General features: G+C 63.3%; 12 protein-coding genes. 10 read left to right on the top strand and 2 right to left on the bottom strand.

What is annotated here, in order from left to right; all coding sequences use genetic code 11:
- Positions 1-167 precede the first annotated feature (167 nt).
- Both larE and M1617_07570 read right to left on the bottom strand, forming a co-directional pair.
- Positions 168-1028: an ATP-dependent sacrificial sulfur transferase LarE gene (gene larE / locus M1617_07565; GenBank protein ID MCL5888126.1), complete on the bottom strand. Its 861-nt coding sequence runs from the start codon at positions 1026-1028 to the stop codon at positions 168-170.
- 139 nt (positions 1029-1167) lie between these two features.
- A complete protein-coding gene (locus M1617_07570; GenBank protein ID MCL5888127.1) occupies positions 1168-1734 on the bottom strand; it encodes a cob(I)yrinic acid a,c-diamide adenosyltransferase in 567 nt (188 codons plus the stop codon).
- A 127-nt stretch (positions 1735-1861) separates the two neighbouring features.
- Between M1617_07570 and uvrA the strand changes: the two genes are divergently transcribed.
- The 10 genes from uvrA to M1617_07620 all read left to right on the top strand — a co-directional run bounded on the left by uvrA (position 1862) and on the right by M1617_07620 (position 15877).
- On the top strand, positions 1862-4705 hold the full coding sequence (gene uvrA, locus M1617_07575) for an excinuclease ABC subunit UvrA (GenBank protein MCL5888128.1): 2844 nt from the start codon (positions 1862-1864) through the stop codon (positions 4703-4705).
- Complete coding sequence (locus M1617_07580; GenBank protein MCL5888129.1) at positions 4630-6015, top strand: hypothetical protein; 1386 nt, start codon at positions 4630-4632, stop codon at positions 6013-6015. The genes uvrA and M1617_07580 overlap by 76 nt, the downstream gene beginning before the upstream one ends.
- A complete protein-coding gene (gene uvrC / locus M1617_07585; GenBank protein ID MCL5888130.1) occupies positions 6012-7892 on the top strand; it encodes an excinuclease ABC subunit UvrC in 1881 nt (626 codons plus the stop codon). Before M1617_07580 ends, uvrC begins: the two co-directional genes overlap by 4 nt.
- Before the next feature lie 20 nt (positions 7893-7912).
- Positions 7913-9592, top strand: coding sequence for a hypothetical protein (locus M1617_07590; GenBank protein MCL5888131.1), 1680 nt, complete (start codon positions 7913-7915; stop codon positions 9590-9592).
- Positions 9583-10752 carry a M50 family metallopeptidase gene (locus M1617_07595; GenBank protein MCL5888132.1) on the top strand — a complete coding sequence of 390 codons (1170 nt, stop codon included), beginning with the start codon at positions 9583-9585 and terminating at the stop codon, positions 10750-10752. The genes M1617_07590 and M1617_07595 overlap by 10 nt, the downstream gene beginning before the upstream one ends.
- Positions 10753-10863: 111 nt before the next feature.
- On the top strand, positions 10864-11787 hold the full coding sequence (rapZ, locus tag M1617_07600) for an RNase adapter RapZ (GenBank protein MCL5888133.1): 924 nt from the start codon (positions 10864-10866) through the stop codon (positions 11785-11787).
- Positions 11784-12713, top strand: a complete 930-nt coding sequence (locus M1617_07605; protein MCL5888134.1) for a YvcK family protein — start codon at positions 11784-11786, stop codon at positions 12711-12713. The genes rapZ and M1617_07605 overlap by 4 nt, the downstream gene beginning before the upstream one ends.
- Positions 12714-13664 carry a DNA-binding protein WhiA gene (gene whiA, locus M1617_07610; GenBank protein ID MCL5888135.1) on the top strand — a complete coding sequence of 317 codons (951 nt, stop codon included), beginning with the start codon at positions 12714-12716 and terminating at the stop codon, positions 13662-13664.
- On the top strand, positions 13664-14668 hold the full coding sequence (gap, locus tag M1617_07615) for a type I glyceraldehyde-3-phosphate dehydrogenase (protein MCL5888136.1): 1005 nt from the start codon (positions 13664-13666) through the stop codon (positions 14666-14668). The genes whiA and gap overlap by 1 nt, the downstream gene beginning before the upstream one ends.
- 18 nt (positions 14669-14686) lie before the next feature.
- Complete coding sequence (locus tag M1617_07620) at positions 14687-15877, top strand: phosphoglycerate kinase (GenBank protein MCL5888137.1); 1191 nt, start codon at positions 14687-14689, stop codon at positions 15875-15877.

The following is a 15877-nucleotide window of genomic DNA, read 5'->3' on the forward strand; positions in this document are numbered from 1 at the left end:
GTAACGAACTGCTGAGAGAGACGCTCGGAGGCCCGCTGTTCAGCTGGTACGTGCGCAACAAGAAGATCGAGTGGGACTCCTACCGCAGCAGAGTCACGCCGTGGGAGATGGAGGAGTACCTGCCGCTCCTGTAGAGCGGGCAACGGGACTTCGGCTCCACAAGAACTTTAGGCCTCTCTCCCCGAAAGGGAGGGGGGCCTTTCTATTCGACCGGTCGCGAGCTGCTCGGCGTCGAGGGTTTCGTTCAGACTGCCGCTGCGGTAGCCCTCGAGGTCGGCTGCGGCGAAAGCAAAACCCGCTGCCTTGACGCGGGTCGAAATCTCCGAGCGAAGTTCCCAGGCCCTGTCCATCTCTGGAGGGTCGATCTCGACCCTGGCGATGTCACCGTGGATCCGCACCCGGAACTGCCGGAAACCAAGATCGCGCAGGGAATCCTCGGCTTGGGCGACGCGTTGAAGCTTGTCTTCGGAGATGCTCTCGCCGTACGGGAAACGTGAGGCGAGGCAGGCCATGCTAGGCTTGTCCCAGTTGGGCAGACCCAGCTCTCCAGCAATCTGTCGGATCTCCGCCTTCGTCAGTCCCACATCTGCCATGGGGCTTTGTATGCCGTACTCGATAGCCGCGCGGGTTCCCGGGCGAAAGTCCGAGCGATCATCGATATTCGAGCCATCGAGTACACTTTCGAGTCCCCGATGGTCGGCGACGGTTCTTAGCAGACTGAACAGCTCGGACTTGCAGTAGAAGCAACGGTCCGTGTCGTTCCTGCGGAAGCGCGGGTCGGCCAGCTCACTGGTTTCCACGACGTGGAGGCGCAATCCGAGTTCGGCCGCAAGCTGTGTTGCGTACTCGACCTCGCGCGCCGGGTAGGTATCGCTGCTGGCCAAGACCGCAAGACACCGATGCCCATGCACTACGTGTGCCGCGACTGCCAGCAAGGTTGAGTCTATGCCGCCGGAGAAGGCTACAAGGACACTCTTGTACTCGCCGAGGCGATCGAGCAAGGCATCGTACTTTTGTATGGAGTCCACTTCAGCGCCCCCAAGTTCTGTTAGCAGAAACAGTATAGCGGGTTGGCGGACCGTGTGAACGGTTCACTAACACTATCGGAAGAAAGAGGCGAATCGATAACACAGCGGTTGAAAGACGCCGATGAAAGGCTATCCACCATCAGCCATCGGGGGTCCAGCGGCGGTCGGTCGCAGAAGTGGTGTCGGTCATGCACCGCGCCATTACGAATAGCACATCGGAGAGTCTGTTGATGTAAGCGAGCAATACCGGGTCGACAGGTTCCTCGGTGGCACACTGTACGACACTGCGTTCGGCGCGGCGCACAACGGCGCGTGCCAGATGGAGTCGGGCGGAACGTTCGCTGCCTCCGGGTAGCACGAAGGTCGATGTTCCCGCTATCACGCAGGCCCGTTCATCGATGAAGCGCTCGAGTTCGGAGACGTCAGCCTGCGACACGAATGCGCCTCTGCCGACGGCGTCGGGAGGTGCGGCCAGCATCGCGCAGCAGTCCAGGAGGCGGTTCTGGACGGAGTGGAGGACGCCGTCGATGGCTGCGTCCGTCTGCCGGTCAGAATCGAGAGCCATTCGCGCCAAGCCAAGGGCGCAGCTCGCTTCGTCTAGATCCCCCAACGCTTGGATCAGGCAGCCGGATTTCGACGCCTTTCGGCCGCCTACGAGAGAGGTCTCTCCGCTGTCACCTACGCGAGTATAGATCCTGTCCGCCACTTCGGCTCCTTTCCTCGAAACCTAGCAATCCAGTCTATCACTACGACGTGCGTGCGTTCGGCGGGTTGCGGTAGTAAAATGATATGTTGGTCAAATTCCGACTCTCGTTAGGAGCTGTTCTCACTAAATGTCACCCGATTCAATCTCGATCCGCGGTGCCCGCGAGCACAACCTGAAGAACATCGATGTCGACATCCCGCGCGATCGACTCGTCGTGATCACCGGGCTCTCGGGCTCTGGGAAGTCCTCGCTGGCGTTCGACACGATCTACGCCGAAGGACAGCGGCGATACGTGGAATCCCTTTCGGCGTACGCGCGGCAGTTCCTCGGCCAGATGGACAAGCCGGACGTCGATCACATTGAAGGGCTTTCGCCTGCAGTCTCGATCGACCAGAAGACCACAAGCCGCAACCCTCGCTCGACCGTCGGCACTGTGACCGAGATATACGACTACCTCCGCCTACTCTTCGCGCGCGTCGGGATTCCGCACTGCCCGCAGTGTGGGATGCGGATCGAGCGGCAGACCAGCGACCAGATTGTCGATGCTGTAATGCGCCTCGCCGAAGGGACTCGCTTCTCGGTGCTCTCGCCGGTGGTGCGTAGCCGCAAGGGCGAGCACAGCAAGCTGCTCGAGGATCTGAAGCGCGAGGGGTTCACGCGGGTGCGCGTGGACAAGGAGAGCCGCACCCTCGACGAGGACATCGTGCTGGATAAGAAGTTCAAGCACGACATCGATGTGGTGATCGACCGCATCACCATGAAGGAGACCGCGCGCTCCCGGGTCGCGGACAGTGTGGAGACCGCACTGCGCCTTTCGGGGGGAATCGTGGTGGTCGATGTGGTCGATGGCGAGGAGCTGATGTTCTCCCAGGCACTCGCATGCCCCGAGCACGGCGTCTCCCTCGACGAGCTGGCGCCGCGGGACTTCTCATTCAACAACCCGTACGGCGCCTGCCCCGACTGCGCGGGTCTCGGATCGCGACTGGAGGCGGATCCCGGCCTCGTGGTGCCGGACGGCTCCCTGTCACTGGCGCAGGGGGCGATCAAGCCCTTCTCGGGAGGGATGAACTACTTCCCGCAGCTTGTGGCGGCAGTCGCTCAGAGCCTCGGCGTTGGCATAGATGTCCCCTGGGACGACCTGCCCAAGAAGGCCCGGACCGTGTTCCTGGAGGGACTGGGGTCGACCCGCATCCGCGTCGATTACGTGACGCGCGATGGCCGAGAGACCCACTGGCACTCGCGCTTCGAGGGCGCGCTGGCCCACGTGATGCGTAGGCATGCGGAGACGGAGTCCGAGGCGGTCAAACTCAAGCTCGAAGAGTACATGGCGGTCATCCCCTGCAAGTCTTGCGGGGGCGCGCGCCTGAAACCCGCGATTCTGGCGGTGACGTTCCACGAGAAGAACATCTTCGAGGTCACCAAGATGAGCGCGAAGGAGTCACTCGCCTTCTTCGAGAACGTCGAACTTTTAGAGAGGGAGGCTCAAATCGCCGAGAGGGTCATCAAGGAGATCGTCGAGCGGCTGCGCTTCCTTGTGGATGTCGGCCTCGACTACCTCACGCTGGAGCGGGCGACCGCGACGCTTTCCGGCGGTGAGGCCCAGCGCATCCGCCTGGCGACCCAGATCGGTTCGGGCCTGGTGGGAGTGCTCTACATCCTGGACGAGCCCTCGATCGGGCTGCACCAGCGAGACAACGCTCGGTTGATAGCCACAATGGAGCGTCTGCGGGATCTGGGCAACACTGTGATCGTCGTCGAGCACGACGAGGAGACGATCCGCGCAGCGGATTTCGTAATCGACATGGGACCGGGCGCTGGCGAGCATGGCGGCCAGATAGTGTGCGTCGGCACCCCCGAGGAGATCCTCGCATGTACGGATTCGCTGACCGCGAGCTACCTCAACGGGCACAAGGTCATCCCCGCCTTCGAGCAGCGTTCACTTGCCGAGCGGGGCGAGATCAGGCTTCTCGGCGCTACGGCGAACAACCTCAAGGACATCGATGTTGCAATCCCCCTGGGCTCGCTGACGCTCGTCACCGGGGTCAGCGGCAGCGGCAAGAGCTCGCTTGTCTCGGACACGTTGGCACCGGCGCTCTCGAACAAGGTGTCGCGGGCACGCAAGCGCACGGGCGGGTATCGCAGGCTCGAAGGCGTCGACCTGATCGACAAGATCATCAACATCGACCAGTCGCCGATTGGGCGCACGCCAAGGTCGAACCCGGCGACGTACACCGGGGTCTGGGACGATATCCGTTCGCTTCTGGCCAGCACGCCCGAGTCGCGTGCCAGGGGATATGCGCCCGGGCGCTTCTCCTTCAACGTGCACGGTGGTCGCTGCGAGGCGTGCAAGGGCGATGGGCAGATCAAGATAGAGATGCACTTCCTGCCCGATGTCCATGTCCAGTGCGAGGTGTGCAAGGGCGCCCGATACAACCGAGAGACGCTGCAGGTGACCTACCGAGGCAAGAACGTCTCCAACATCCTGGACATGACCGTCGAGGAGGCAGCGCACTTCTTCGAGAACATCCCGCCGGTAAAAAAGAAGCTTTCGACGCTTTTCGATGTCGGGCTTGGGTACCTGCGACTGGGCCAGCCGGCCACGACGCTCTCGGGTGGTGAGGCCCAGAGGGTCAAGCTCGCCAGTGAGCTGCAACGCCGCAGCACCGGCCGCACCTTCTACATCCTCGACGAGCCCACGACGGGGCTGCACTTCGACGACGTCCGTCAGCTACTCGCCGTCTTGCAGCGGCTTGTCGCCGGAGGGAACACGGTGCTTGTGATAGAGCATAATATTGACGTGATCAAAAGCGCTGACCACATCATCGATCTGGGTCCCGAGGGCGGCGACCGCGGCGGAAGGATTGTGGTCACTGGCACGCCTGCGGAGGTAGCTGCATGCCGAGAATCGCACACGGGACGCTTCCTAGCCCCGGTCCTGGAAAGAGATCACGCCTGTCAGCGCGTGTCATAGGCGCCGCTGTCGCGTTCTTCGGCGCGGCGACGTTGGTATTCGTGATCTTCGTGGGACAGCTCAGAATGCCCGGCGAGTATTTCGAGATTCGTCCCACGGAGCAATCGAATCCTGCCGAGGCGAGCTTACGGAGCCTGCGGCTGGCTGGAATCGAGAATGCAACAGTGGGACTCAGCGCTGGTGGCGACATGGCGATGGTGCGCCTAGAGGTCCCGGGTTTCGACACCGCGGCTGACGCGGAGATCGCGTGGCAGGCCGGGGTGACGGCACTTGCGGCCTCGTTCCCAGAGTCGGAGCGGTACGTCGTGCAGCTCGCTCATCAGGAGGCACCGATTCTCGAGGTCGAGTGGCCCGCCGAGGCGGTGCGCGCGGCAATCGACGGGGATGATGCCGCCCGGCTCGCGGGGGATGCGGACTTCCGCTTCTTGCCCTCGGAGGCGAGCGGCGAGGCCACTCCGGGAACCCGGATGCCGGTCCCGAGCATGAGCATCGATGCCGAGGCACCCGGGCACTACCTCGATCAGAAGAACCGCGCCTTCGGGCTCGCGACCGGGGAGCCGCTGCCGCTCGGCGCCGAGCTCGCGCAAAGCGCGAGCGCAATGCGGGCGGCGGCTCCCGGGATCCCCGCGCTCCCAGCGGGCAGCGACGCCGGCCGGACCTGGGCGGCAATCGCCGCCGCCGCCCTGCATCGGGTGGGCGAGCCCACCCCGGCGCCCCGCGTCGACGCCACCGGCGTGCTGTCGGAGCTCGAGGCGCTGCCGGCGGGCTTGCAGCCCGCCGAGGTCGCCCGGGTGCGCGCGATCGCGCTGGCGGCCATAGCGATCGATGGCGGGTCGCTGGGTAGCGTGCTGGCCGCCAGCCACGCGCTCGCAGAGCGCGTGGGCGCTTCGCGCCCGATCACGCGCGGCGACCTCGCGGCGGTCCGCGAGGCCTTCGAGGCTGCAACCCCCGACGCCGCTGGCGCGGACCGCCCGGCGCGCCCGGTCGGCGACTTCGAGCGCGCCGAGGAGCTCGACCTCGCCCCTTCGGCGGCTGTGGGTGATGGCGACTCCGTGGTCGAGCGGGCGCTTGCCGCGCACGCAGAGGCCGGGCTGCCGCTCATCGCCGAGGGCAGGCGCGAGACGCTCGCCCCCGAGCGGTGGCTCGCTCATCGGCGGGGCGACGGCCGGGTCTTCTGGCTGGCTGGCGAGGGCGGCACCAGGGCGATCACTGACGCCTCGCTGCGTGGCTGGGGCTGGACGCGGGAGCGTGTCGCCGTGGTCGACGCCGCCCAGCCCGGGCGCGTGCTCGCACACGTGGAGGTGAGGTGAGCGTGACCCGCGAGAACGTCTCGATCACCGACAGACTCGCGGGCGTGCCGGACGTCTGCGGGGTCTACCTGTGGAAGGACGCCGCTGGTCAGGTGGTCTACGTCGGCAAGGCGAAGTCCCTGCGCAAACGCATGCGGCAATACGTCACGGGGCAGGATGACCGCGAGAAGATCCCGCTCATGATGGAGCTCGTCGCGGATTTCGATTACGTCGTCACCGACACCGAGATCGAGTCGCTCATCCTTGAGAAGAACCTCATCCGGCAGTTCTCGCCTGCGTTCAACGTCGATTATCGCGACGACAAGAGCTACCCGTTCATCGCGCTGACCACCGTCGAGCGCTTCCCAGCGATCAAGTTCACGCGCGAGAAGCATCGCGACGGCATCATCTACTTCGGGCCGTACACCGACTCCCGCGCGGCGCGCGCCACCATCGAGGCCGTCCGCAAGGTCTACCCGATCTGCAGCGCGTCGTGCGTCGAGTGGAAGCGGCTTGTCGCCCGTGGCGGCGAGCCAGCGGGGCGCGCGTGCTTCGACTACAGCGTCGGGCGCGGGCCGGGCGCTTGCGTCGGCGCGATATCCGCCGAGGAGTACGCCGCAGTTATCGCCAAGGTCGCCGAGTTCCTCCGCGGCCGCCAATCCGACGTCGCCGACGAGCTCGAATCGAGGATGCGCGCCGCCGCAGACGACCTCGACTACGAGCGCGCGGCGAGGTTCCGCAATCGCCTCGAGGCCATCCGCGTGCTGCAGGAGCGCCAGAAGGTGGTCTCGGCACGTAAGCTCGACGTCGACATCATCGGCATCTTCCGCGAGGAGACGATCGCCGGCGTCCACGTGCTCGTGGTCCGCGAGGGGCGAGTCCTCATCGGCAACGAATTCGTGCTCGACAAGGGGATGGATGTCTCGGCACAAGCGCTGATCGAGGGATTTTTGCTGCGCTACTACGATCAGGCCACATACATCCCGGCCGAGGTCGTCGTGCACGATGCCCCCGAGGACGCCGAGACCTTCGAGGAGTGGCTCTCGGGGCTGCGCCGCAAGAAGGTGCGCATCACCACGCCCCGGCGCGGCGAGAAGCACGCGCTCCAGCAGATGGCCGAGGTCAACGCGCGGCACACGCTCATGCGCCACAAGATGAGGACCCGCTACGACGACGAGCGCATCAACCTCGCGCTGTTGCAGCTCGAAAGCGCGCTCGCGCTCGAAGCCGCGCCCATGCGCATCGAGTGCTACGACATCTCGACGCTGCACGGCCGGCACTCGGTCGGCTCGATGGTGGTGTTCGCGAACGGACGCGCTGAAGTCGCCTCCTATCGCCGGTTCCGCGTCAGACGCCCCGCCGAGGAGGCCGACGACTTCGCGATGATGGCCGAGGTGATCCGCCGCCGCTTCGATCCCGAACGCCGCGCCGACGAGCGCTTCGGAGCGATGCCCGATCTCGTGATCGTCGACGGCGGCAAGGGTCAGCTCTCGGCAGCGCGGGCAGCGCTTCGCGAGGTCGGTGCCGAAGGGGTGGCGATCGTGGCCCTCGCCAAGCGAGAGGAGGAGCTGTTCGTCCCGGGCTTCGACGCACCGGTAATGCTGCCGCCGGGATCGCCCTCGCTCTACCTCGTCAAGCGCATCCGGGACGAGGCGCACCGTTTTGCGGTAACCTACCACCGGGAGCTTCGCGGCAAAGCGATGACCGCGAGCGTGCTCGACGACATCCCCGGCGTGGGCCCCAAGCGCAAGAAGGCGCTCATGAAGGCGTTCGGCTCGGTGCGCAAGATGCGAGAGGCGAGCGTCGAGGAACTCTCGGCAACACCGGGCATCCCACATGAGGTCGCCGAGGACATCTTCGCGGTGTTCTCGGAAGGCGGAGAGGGGACGGAGAGCTGACCACCGCGACAAGACATACCTTGAGGGGACTGCTGCGCACCGAGATCCAGGCGGCCCGGGGGGCGTTTCAGAAGAACAAGCGCGATATGCTGATCGCCGCACCCTACTGGTTCGTTGCGATAGCAGTCGTATTCGCCGGAATAATATCGACGTTCTCGGTAGCCATGAATTGGGTCGCCGGACCGCTAGAGGCTGCACAAGCCAAAACGGCTGTCGCGTCCGCCACATATTTTGTGCTTATCGTGCTGTTCATTCTCATGTTCTTGCTGGCTCTGGACAGGGCATGGCCGGACATGCTTGACAGACGCCATTTCGAGTCCGCAGACAGGCCGGAAGGAGTAAGCGGCAGCGAGGCGCTCAAGGTCATCGCATTCCGCTTCTTCAGAACGAGCTTCTTCTCAACGTCGACCTTTCTGTGCATTCTCCTTTTTGGCGTGGCGCCTCTGGCGGCGCTAGGCCCACCGTCGGGCGCACCCTACCACTATTACCTGGCGTTGTTGCCGGTCCTGTACCTTTTCTCGATGGTGCCTTCGTCGCTAGGCGTTCTTGGGGCTGCGGTTCTGTCTCGAATCATCAGCAGCAACGGGGTGGCGAAGTTTTTCGGCGCAGTAAGCTTCTTCTCGATCTTCTTGTTGCTGCTTGGGTTCGGTTTTGCGATGACTGCAGTGCTCCCTCCCGCCGTCGCCCTCATTACTGACTCGAAAGCTGTGCTGGCAAGTGTCCCACCCCTCGGCCCTGCGGCCACATCGCTCAACTACTTCCTTCAGGGGGAGGCCTCAGAGGGGCTAGCGCTTCTTTTGATTGCGCTCGGCTCAGGGATGGCGGCTTCAGCCGCTGGACTCGCGCTCACGCAGCGATTGCACTCTGCGAACTTGACCCAACAGGGGGCTTTACCCGCGACCGACATCGTTTCGAGGAAGTTCTCCCTCAGTCACTACGGTAGGGTCGCAATCGCTGAGTGGAAAGACAAGTACGCTCATACCGACGTCATGGTGGGCATCGCCCTCTTCTCGGCCATAGGCATTGCGGGCTATCTCTTTCTGGCGCACAGCATCGCGCCGGAGGATTCGGAGGCTATAGGCCTAGCAGTCCTCGTCCACTCTGCTGTCATCGGCCTTGTGTCGTATGCGGTGTTCAAGATTATAAGGCTCGCGGGCGTTGCCGCATCTCGCGGCCTTGAGGCCGACGAGATGGAAGCTGAGATGACCGAGAGCTTCATGTACGAACACGAGCGTCGGCTCTACGGGGCATTCGATCTGACCGGCAGCGAGATAGCTTGGTGTCGGTGGCTGTTCTTCTTCTTGCCACTAGCTTTAGCCGCTGGGTCGGTTTTGCTCGTAGTGAACCTGTTGATCGGCGCCGATGCGGCAACAGCGGTCAGGTCGAGCTTTTCTCTGATGTTGCTGCTAGGGATGTTCCTGGCATCGATGCAACTGAAGGAAGCGGTGATGATCGCTGAGCGGGAGTTCACTTTTTGGGCGGCATTGCGGCCCTACGTCTTCTACGTGGCTGGGATCCTCATGCTCGTACCCAGCGTAGGCGGCCGGCAAGCATTCCTTGCCGAGCACTATCTGTGGCTGACCTCCCAGGCACTCGGTTACGCTGGCAGCGCAGCGTTCGCGCTACTGACGCTGTCCGTCTTGGTCAGTTCGCTAGACAGGGCTGGGCGAGAGTGGGAGAAGACCAAGACATGGAGATAGTAACCATCGCTGCCTGGGCGGCCTTCGGATATTGCGCGCTCTTTGTCATGAGCTGTGTCCACTTGATCGGACAGTTCATCACAGCCTCGCTATTCGGGAGAAAAGCGAAAAGATTCGTCATAGGGTTCGGACGACAACTCGTTGTGCGCACATATCGCGACACCGAGTACACCATGAAGATGTTTCCCATAGGCGGGCACTTGGTCTTCCCCCAAGACGAGGAGGCCGACGAGGAGCGAGTCAGACTGACCGAGGAACAGCTCGAGCAGCGCAAAGAGCAGGACGAGGTAGTCGAGCAGACCATCGGTATGAGCGAGAATCTGCCGGGGCTTGAGGTGTTGGGAGATCAATTCAAAGACAGGGCGTCTATACACCAGCGCCTCGCGATGGCGATCTCTGGCCCGTTGACGAGCGCCGCCGTCGGATTCCTGGGGTTTGTCGCAGCAGGCTTCTTCTATGGAGCGACTGCCCTGACCGCAACGATCGGGACGCCTACCGGCTTGGCGGCCGCGTCAGGCATACAAGAAGGAGACACGATAGTCGCAATCGATGGACAACCCGTGGGAAGGTGGCCACAAGCTGACGCGCTTGCCTACGCAGCTCTCACTGGACCGGAAGAGATGCTCACACTTACCGTGCGCCGAGAAGGCGGGACACGCGACTTTGCGATAACCCCTGACTCGACCTACTCGGACCTTCGGGAGCTGGGTATGCCCCACAAAGAGGTGCGCTTCAGCATGTCAGAATCGGTTGGAGGCGCTACCGATCGGTTGCTCGATGTGATGATGATTGGGCGGATGGTCGCACATTCAGTTGCTACGAACTTGGGAGGGTCAAGTGGCCCTTCAGGGCCCCAATCGACCGATGACCCGAGTGAGGAGCCAGCCCCTGACGAGACCGCTCTACCGAGTGAAGACCGTCCGGGGGCGCTGGAGGTGGCTCTGAATATATTCGCCATCGGCAACCTCCTTTATGCGGCCGTCGGCCTCATTCCTATTCCTCCCTTCGATGGCGGGACCATCCTCAACTCGATGATCCGAGTGATCAGGGGGCGCTCTGCGCCCGGTCTGGAGTTCGCGCTCACGCTAACAGGGGTGATAGCAGCTACGATGGTGTTCGTCAGCATGTTGTGGCGTCAGGTCCAAGCTTTCCTCCTATAAGCGCATCACGGATCAGACGCTGGTATGCGAGAGCGAAGACTTCCGTTGGCCGATGCCCCTATAATGAGACAGCGAATCGATAGTTCTGAGCGACTCGGAAGGGCGGAACCCATGAGCGGGACTTGTGAATCGAGCGTCGAGGATCGGGATGCAGCGGAGACATCCACCGAACTCGTGGTGATCACAGGCATGTCGGGCGCCGGGCGCACCGAGGCCATCCACACCTTCGAGGACATGGGGTACTTCTGCATCGACAACATCCCGCCTGGGTTCATCAGCCAGGTCGTCGCGCTGATGGCGCTCCCGGGAAGCCGCATCCAGCGGATGGCGCTGGTGTGCGACGTACGCTCGCAGGAGTTCTTCGACGAGCTCCTCGGCGAGCTGAAGAATCTCGATGACGGTGGCATAGCGTATGAGCTGCTCTTCCTCGACGCCGACGACGACACCCTCGTGCGGCGCTTCAAGGAGACCCGCAGGCGGCATCCGCTGTGCTCGGCGAGCGGATCGGTCCTTGAGGGCATCATCGCCGAGCGAAAGATACTCGGCGAGGTGCGCGCCCGCGCGGACGTCATCCTCGACTCGAGCACACTCAAGCCAGCCGAACTGCGCGCCGCTATCAAGCAGCGGTTCTCGACATCGAGTGCGCCGTCGCTAACTGTCACGGTGTCGTCGTTCGGCTTCAAGTACGGCATCTCGATCGACGCCGACATCGTCATGGACGTGCGTTTCCTGCCCAACCCCTACTACCTGCCTGGCCTGCGCGAACTCACCGGACTCGATCCCGACGTCCGCGCCTTCGTGCTCGAGCGCGAGGCTACCACCGAGTTCATCGCAAAGTGGTTCGCGCTCCTAGAGACGCTGCTCCCCAGCTATCTCGCCGAGGGTAAGGCGCACCTCGTCATCGCGCTCGGCTGCACCGGCGGCATGCACCGCAGTGTCGCACTCGCCGAGGAGACCGCGGCTTTCCTCGGCTCGAAAGGCTATCAGGTCGCGGTCAGTCATCGGGACATCAACAAGGATCGGGCATCGCGATGAGAGGGGCCTTATCGGCACGCAAAGGGGTTGCGATAGGCGGAGGAACCGGCCTGCCGAGGGTGCTTCGCTGCCTGCTCGACCTCGGATTCGACACCTCGGCGGTCGTCACGATGGCAGATGACGGCGGATCGACCGGCATGCTCAGGGAGCAGATGGGAATCCTGCCGCCGGGCGACATCAGGAATTGCCTGGTCGCGATGGCCGATACGGGTAGCCTGCCCGCGCAGCTCTTCCAGTACCGCTTCCCGCAAGGCGAGGGGCTGGCGGGCCATGCGCTCGGGAACCTCGTAATCGCGGCGCTCACCGACCTCACGCAAAGCTTCCCTGACGCCATCGACGCCGCCGGAGGGCTGCTCGACTCACAGGGCAGGGTGCTCCCCAGCACGCTTGCCGACGTGCGCCTCAGCGCCAAGGACGCCGCCGGAAGGCCGATCAGTGGGCAGGCGCGTCTGGCGCACTCCAACGGCCCGCTCGCCGACATCGAGCTGGAGCCCGGATTCCCGAAGGCTTACGGGCCCGCGCTCGAGGCTATCGCGTCTGCCGATGTCATCGTCATCGGTCCGGGCAGCCTCTTCACGAGCATCCTGCCGAACCTGCTGGTAGAAGGCGTCGCCGACGCGATCCGGCGATCGGAAGCGCTTAGGGTCTACGTGTGCAACGTGGCGAACCAGCGCGGCGAGACCAGTGGGATGGACGCCTTCGACCACCTGCGCACCCTGATCGATCACGGACTTTCGGGCGCGATCGACGTCGCCCTCGTCCACGACTCACCGACACCCTCGGCGGTCGCCGCTGACGCGAGCGTCCGCGAGCGCATGGCCTCGCTGGGCCCCAAGGTCGTCTCGGCGGATCTCTCGGATCCCGGGGACCCCAACAGGCACTCGCAAGACAAGCTGCTAGCAGCACTTCGGGAGGTCATCGGGTAGATGTCCTTTTCGGCGGAGGTCAAGGAGGAGCTCTCTCGTGTCGAATCGAGGCATCTGTGCTGCCAAAAAGCCGAGCTGGCCGCATTGGCCCGCATCGAGGGCACCCTCCATATCCTGGGAAAGGAGCGCTTCCGGCTCGAACTCGCCACCGAGACCGCGCCGGTCGCCCGAAAGGCGATCAAGCTGCTGCGCGCCCTCTATGGCGTGAAGACCGAGCTCACCGTAAGGCGCAGTATCCTGCACAAGACCAACAACTACCTCATCACCGTGCCCGATCAGCCCGGATCACTCCAGGCACTCAACGAGCTCGGGATACTCGATGACTCGATGAGGCTTGCAACGGGAATACTGCATAGGGTGGTGCGGAAGAACTGCTGTGCCATCGCGTATCTGAGAGGAGCGTTCTTGGGTGGGGGTTTCGTCGCGAATCCGCAGGGCGATTTCCACTTCGAGCTCACTGCCGACTCCGAGAAGATCGCCGAAGATCTGGCAACGCTGATGAGGCGCTTCGAGATCGAGCCGAAAATAACCCAGCGACGGGGGCTGCATACCGTGTATCTTAAGGGGGCCGAACCTATCCTGATGTTCCTCGCTTTGGCGGGCGCGCATGGTGCTCTTCTCAAAACCGAGAACGTACGCGTGGTCAAATCCATGCGCAACCAGGTCAATCGGCTGGTGAATGCGGAGACGGCCAACTTGTCCAAGACGGCTGATGCAGCTCTGGCGCAGATCGAAGCGATCGAGCTGCTCGAAGAGACTGTCGGCCTGGAGAGCCTGTCACCCGCACTGAGGGATTTCGCACGCCTGAGGCTAGAGCACCAGGACGTGAGTTTGAGAGAGCTCGGCGAACTTGCCGATCCGGTTCTGTCGAAGTCGGCGGTGTACCACAGGGTCCGCAGGTTGGAAGAGCTTGCACGTAGTACCGGTCAGAGTAGAAGGAGGGAACAGTAGTGACTGTCAAAGTAGGTATCAACGGGTTCGGCCGCATCGGCCGGTTGGTGTTTCGTGCGATGGAGGCCGATCCGGCTGTAGAGGTTGTTGCAGTCAACGATTTGACTGACGCCGCGACGCTCGCGCACCTGCTCAAGTACGATTCGATTCACGGCCGTTTCGGCGGAAAGGTCGAGGCCACAGACGGAGGCATCAACGTCGACGGCCACCTGGTGAAAGTCATATCCGACCGCGATCCGGCCAACCTGGGATGGGGCGCACTCGGAGTCGATATCGTGGTCGAGTCCACTGGCTTCTTCACCGACGCGCACAAGGCTAAGGCGCATCTCGACGCAGGCGCGTCGAAGGTGCTGATTTCGGCACCGGCGAGCAACGAGGACGTCACGATTGTCATGGGCGTCAACGAAGGGGATTACGATCCCGCGAACCATCACATCGTCTCGAACGCATCGTGCACGACCAACTGCCTGGCACCCTTCGCCAAGGTGCTCCACGACTCCTTCGGTATCCGCCGAGGCTTCATGAACACGATCCACAGCTACACCAACGACCAGAACATCCTGGACCTGCCCCACAAGGACCTGCGTCGCTCCCGCGCGGCCGCGATGTCAATCATCCCGACCTCGACCGGTGCGGCCAAAGCGATCGGACTCGTGATGCCGGACATGAAGGGCAAACTCGACGGCATGTCGATGAGGGTGCCGACTCCCGACGGATCCGTGGTCGACCTAGTCGCCGAGCTCGCCACCGACGTAACTGCCGAGGAGATCAACGCCGCCATGAAGGCAGCCGCCGAAGGCCCGATGAAGGGCATCCTCGAGTACTGCGTTGACCCGATCGTCTCGGTGGACGTTGTGGGTAACCCCGCCTCGTCGGTGTTCGACTCCCTCCAGACGATGGTCATGGGGCAGAAGGGTAACTTCGTGAAGTGCGTCTCGTGGTACGACAACGAGTGGGGCTACAGCAATCGCGTGAACGACCTCGTCAAATATATGATGCGCTAAGCACGGTACGGAGGCCCGATGTTTGCCAAAAAGACAGTCAAGGATATCGACGTCCGCGGAAAGCGGGTGTTGGTGCGGGTCGACTTCAACGTCCCGCTGCATGAAGAGGCCGTCACCGACGACACCCGCATCCGCGCGGCCCTGCCCACGTTGCGATATCTGGTCGACCACGGTGCCCGAGTGATCGTCATGAGTCACCTGGGCCGACCGAAGGGGACTCCAGACCTGCGTTATTCGCTTCGGCCGGTACGCAGGGTGCTGCAGAGGCTGATCGGACGCAACGTCTCCTTCGTCGACGAGATCGTCGGCGATGAGGCGGCCGATGTGGTGTCGCGAATGGTCGACGGCGAGATCGTCGTGCTGGAGAACGTCCGCTTCCACCCCGGAGAGAGCGCCAACGACCCCGAGTTCGCAAAAGCTCTGGCCTCTCTAGCCGACATCTACGTTAACGACGCCTTCGGGGCGGTTCACAGGGCGCATGCCTCGACGGTCGGAGTTGCGGCTCACCTCCCGGCCGTGTCCGGCCTGCTTCTGGCTCGCGAGACCGAGACTCTGACGGGCATGCTCGCCAATCCGGACCGCCCGTTCGTCGCGATACTCGGCGGCTCGAAGGTCTCCGACAAGTTCAGCGTCATCGAACGACTGCTCGATAGCGTGGACACGCTGATCATCGGCGGGGGAATGTGCTTCACCCTGATCGTCGCGAAAGGTGTCGACGTCGGGAAGTCGCTTGTGGAGCCAGAGTGGATAGAGCCCGCCAAGGCCATCCTCGACAAGGTCGCCAATAACGGCGTCGAGCTTCTGCTGCCCGTTGATTTCGTCATCTCTGACGCAATCGCCGAGGATGCCGACACCAGGATTGTGGGCAGGGAGGAGATCCCCGCCGACATGATGGGGCTCGATATCGGCCCCGCTACGGTGGAGCTCTTCTCGCAGGCGATCGGCGATGCCAAGACTGTGTTCTGGAACGGCCCGATGGGCGTGTTCGAGATGACTCCGTTCGAGAACGGGACCCGCAAGGTCGCTACCGCTGTTACACGGAACAACCGCGCTGTGTCGATCGTCGGCGGCGGGGATTCGGTGGCAGCGCTTCGGAAGTTCGACCTTGAAGAGCGGGTGACGTTCGTGTCCACCGGCGGCGGAGCGTCGATGAAGCTGCTCGAAGGCTCAAAGCTTCCGGGCATCGAGGCATTGTTGGACCGCGACTGA

The organism is Actinomycetota bacterium (assembly GCA_023488435.1).
In the GTDB taxonomy this organism is placed as follows: domain Bacteria; phylum Actinomycetota; class Coriobacteriia; order Anaerosomatales; family UBA912; genus UBA912.

Coding starts and splice junctions, on each gene's coding strand:
- uvrA (MCL5888128.1), top strand. CDS start 1,862: ATGTCACCCGATTCAATCTCGATCCGCGGTGCCCGCGAGCACAACCTG.
- M1617_07580 (MCL5888129.1), top strand. CDS start 4,630: ATGCCGAGAATCGCACACGGGACGCTTCCTAGCCCCGGTCCTGGAAAG.
- M1617_07595 (MCL5888132.1), top strand. CDS start 9,583: ATGGAGATAGTAACCATCGCTGCCTGGGCGGCCTTCGGATATTGCGCG.
- rapZ (MCL5888133.1), top strand. CDS start 10,864: ATGAGCGGGACTTGTGAATCGAGCGTCGAGGATCGGGATGCAGCGGAG.
- M1617_07605 (MCL5888134.1), top strand. CDS start 11,784: ATGAGAGGGGCCTTATCGGCACGCAAAGGGGTTGCGATAGGCGGAGGA.
- whiA (MCL5888135.1), top strand. CDS start 12,714: ATGTCCTTTTCGGCGGAGGTCAAGGAGGAGCTCTCTCGTGTCGAATCG.
- M1617_07620 (MCL5888137.1), top strand. CDS start 14,687: ATGTTTGCCAAAAAGACAGTCAAGGATATCGACGTCCGCGGAAAGCGG.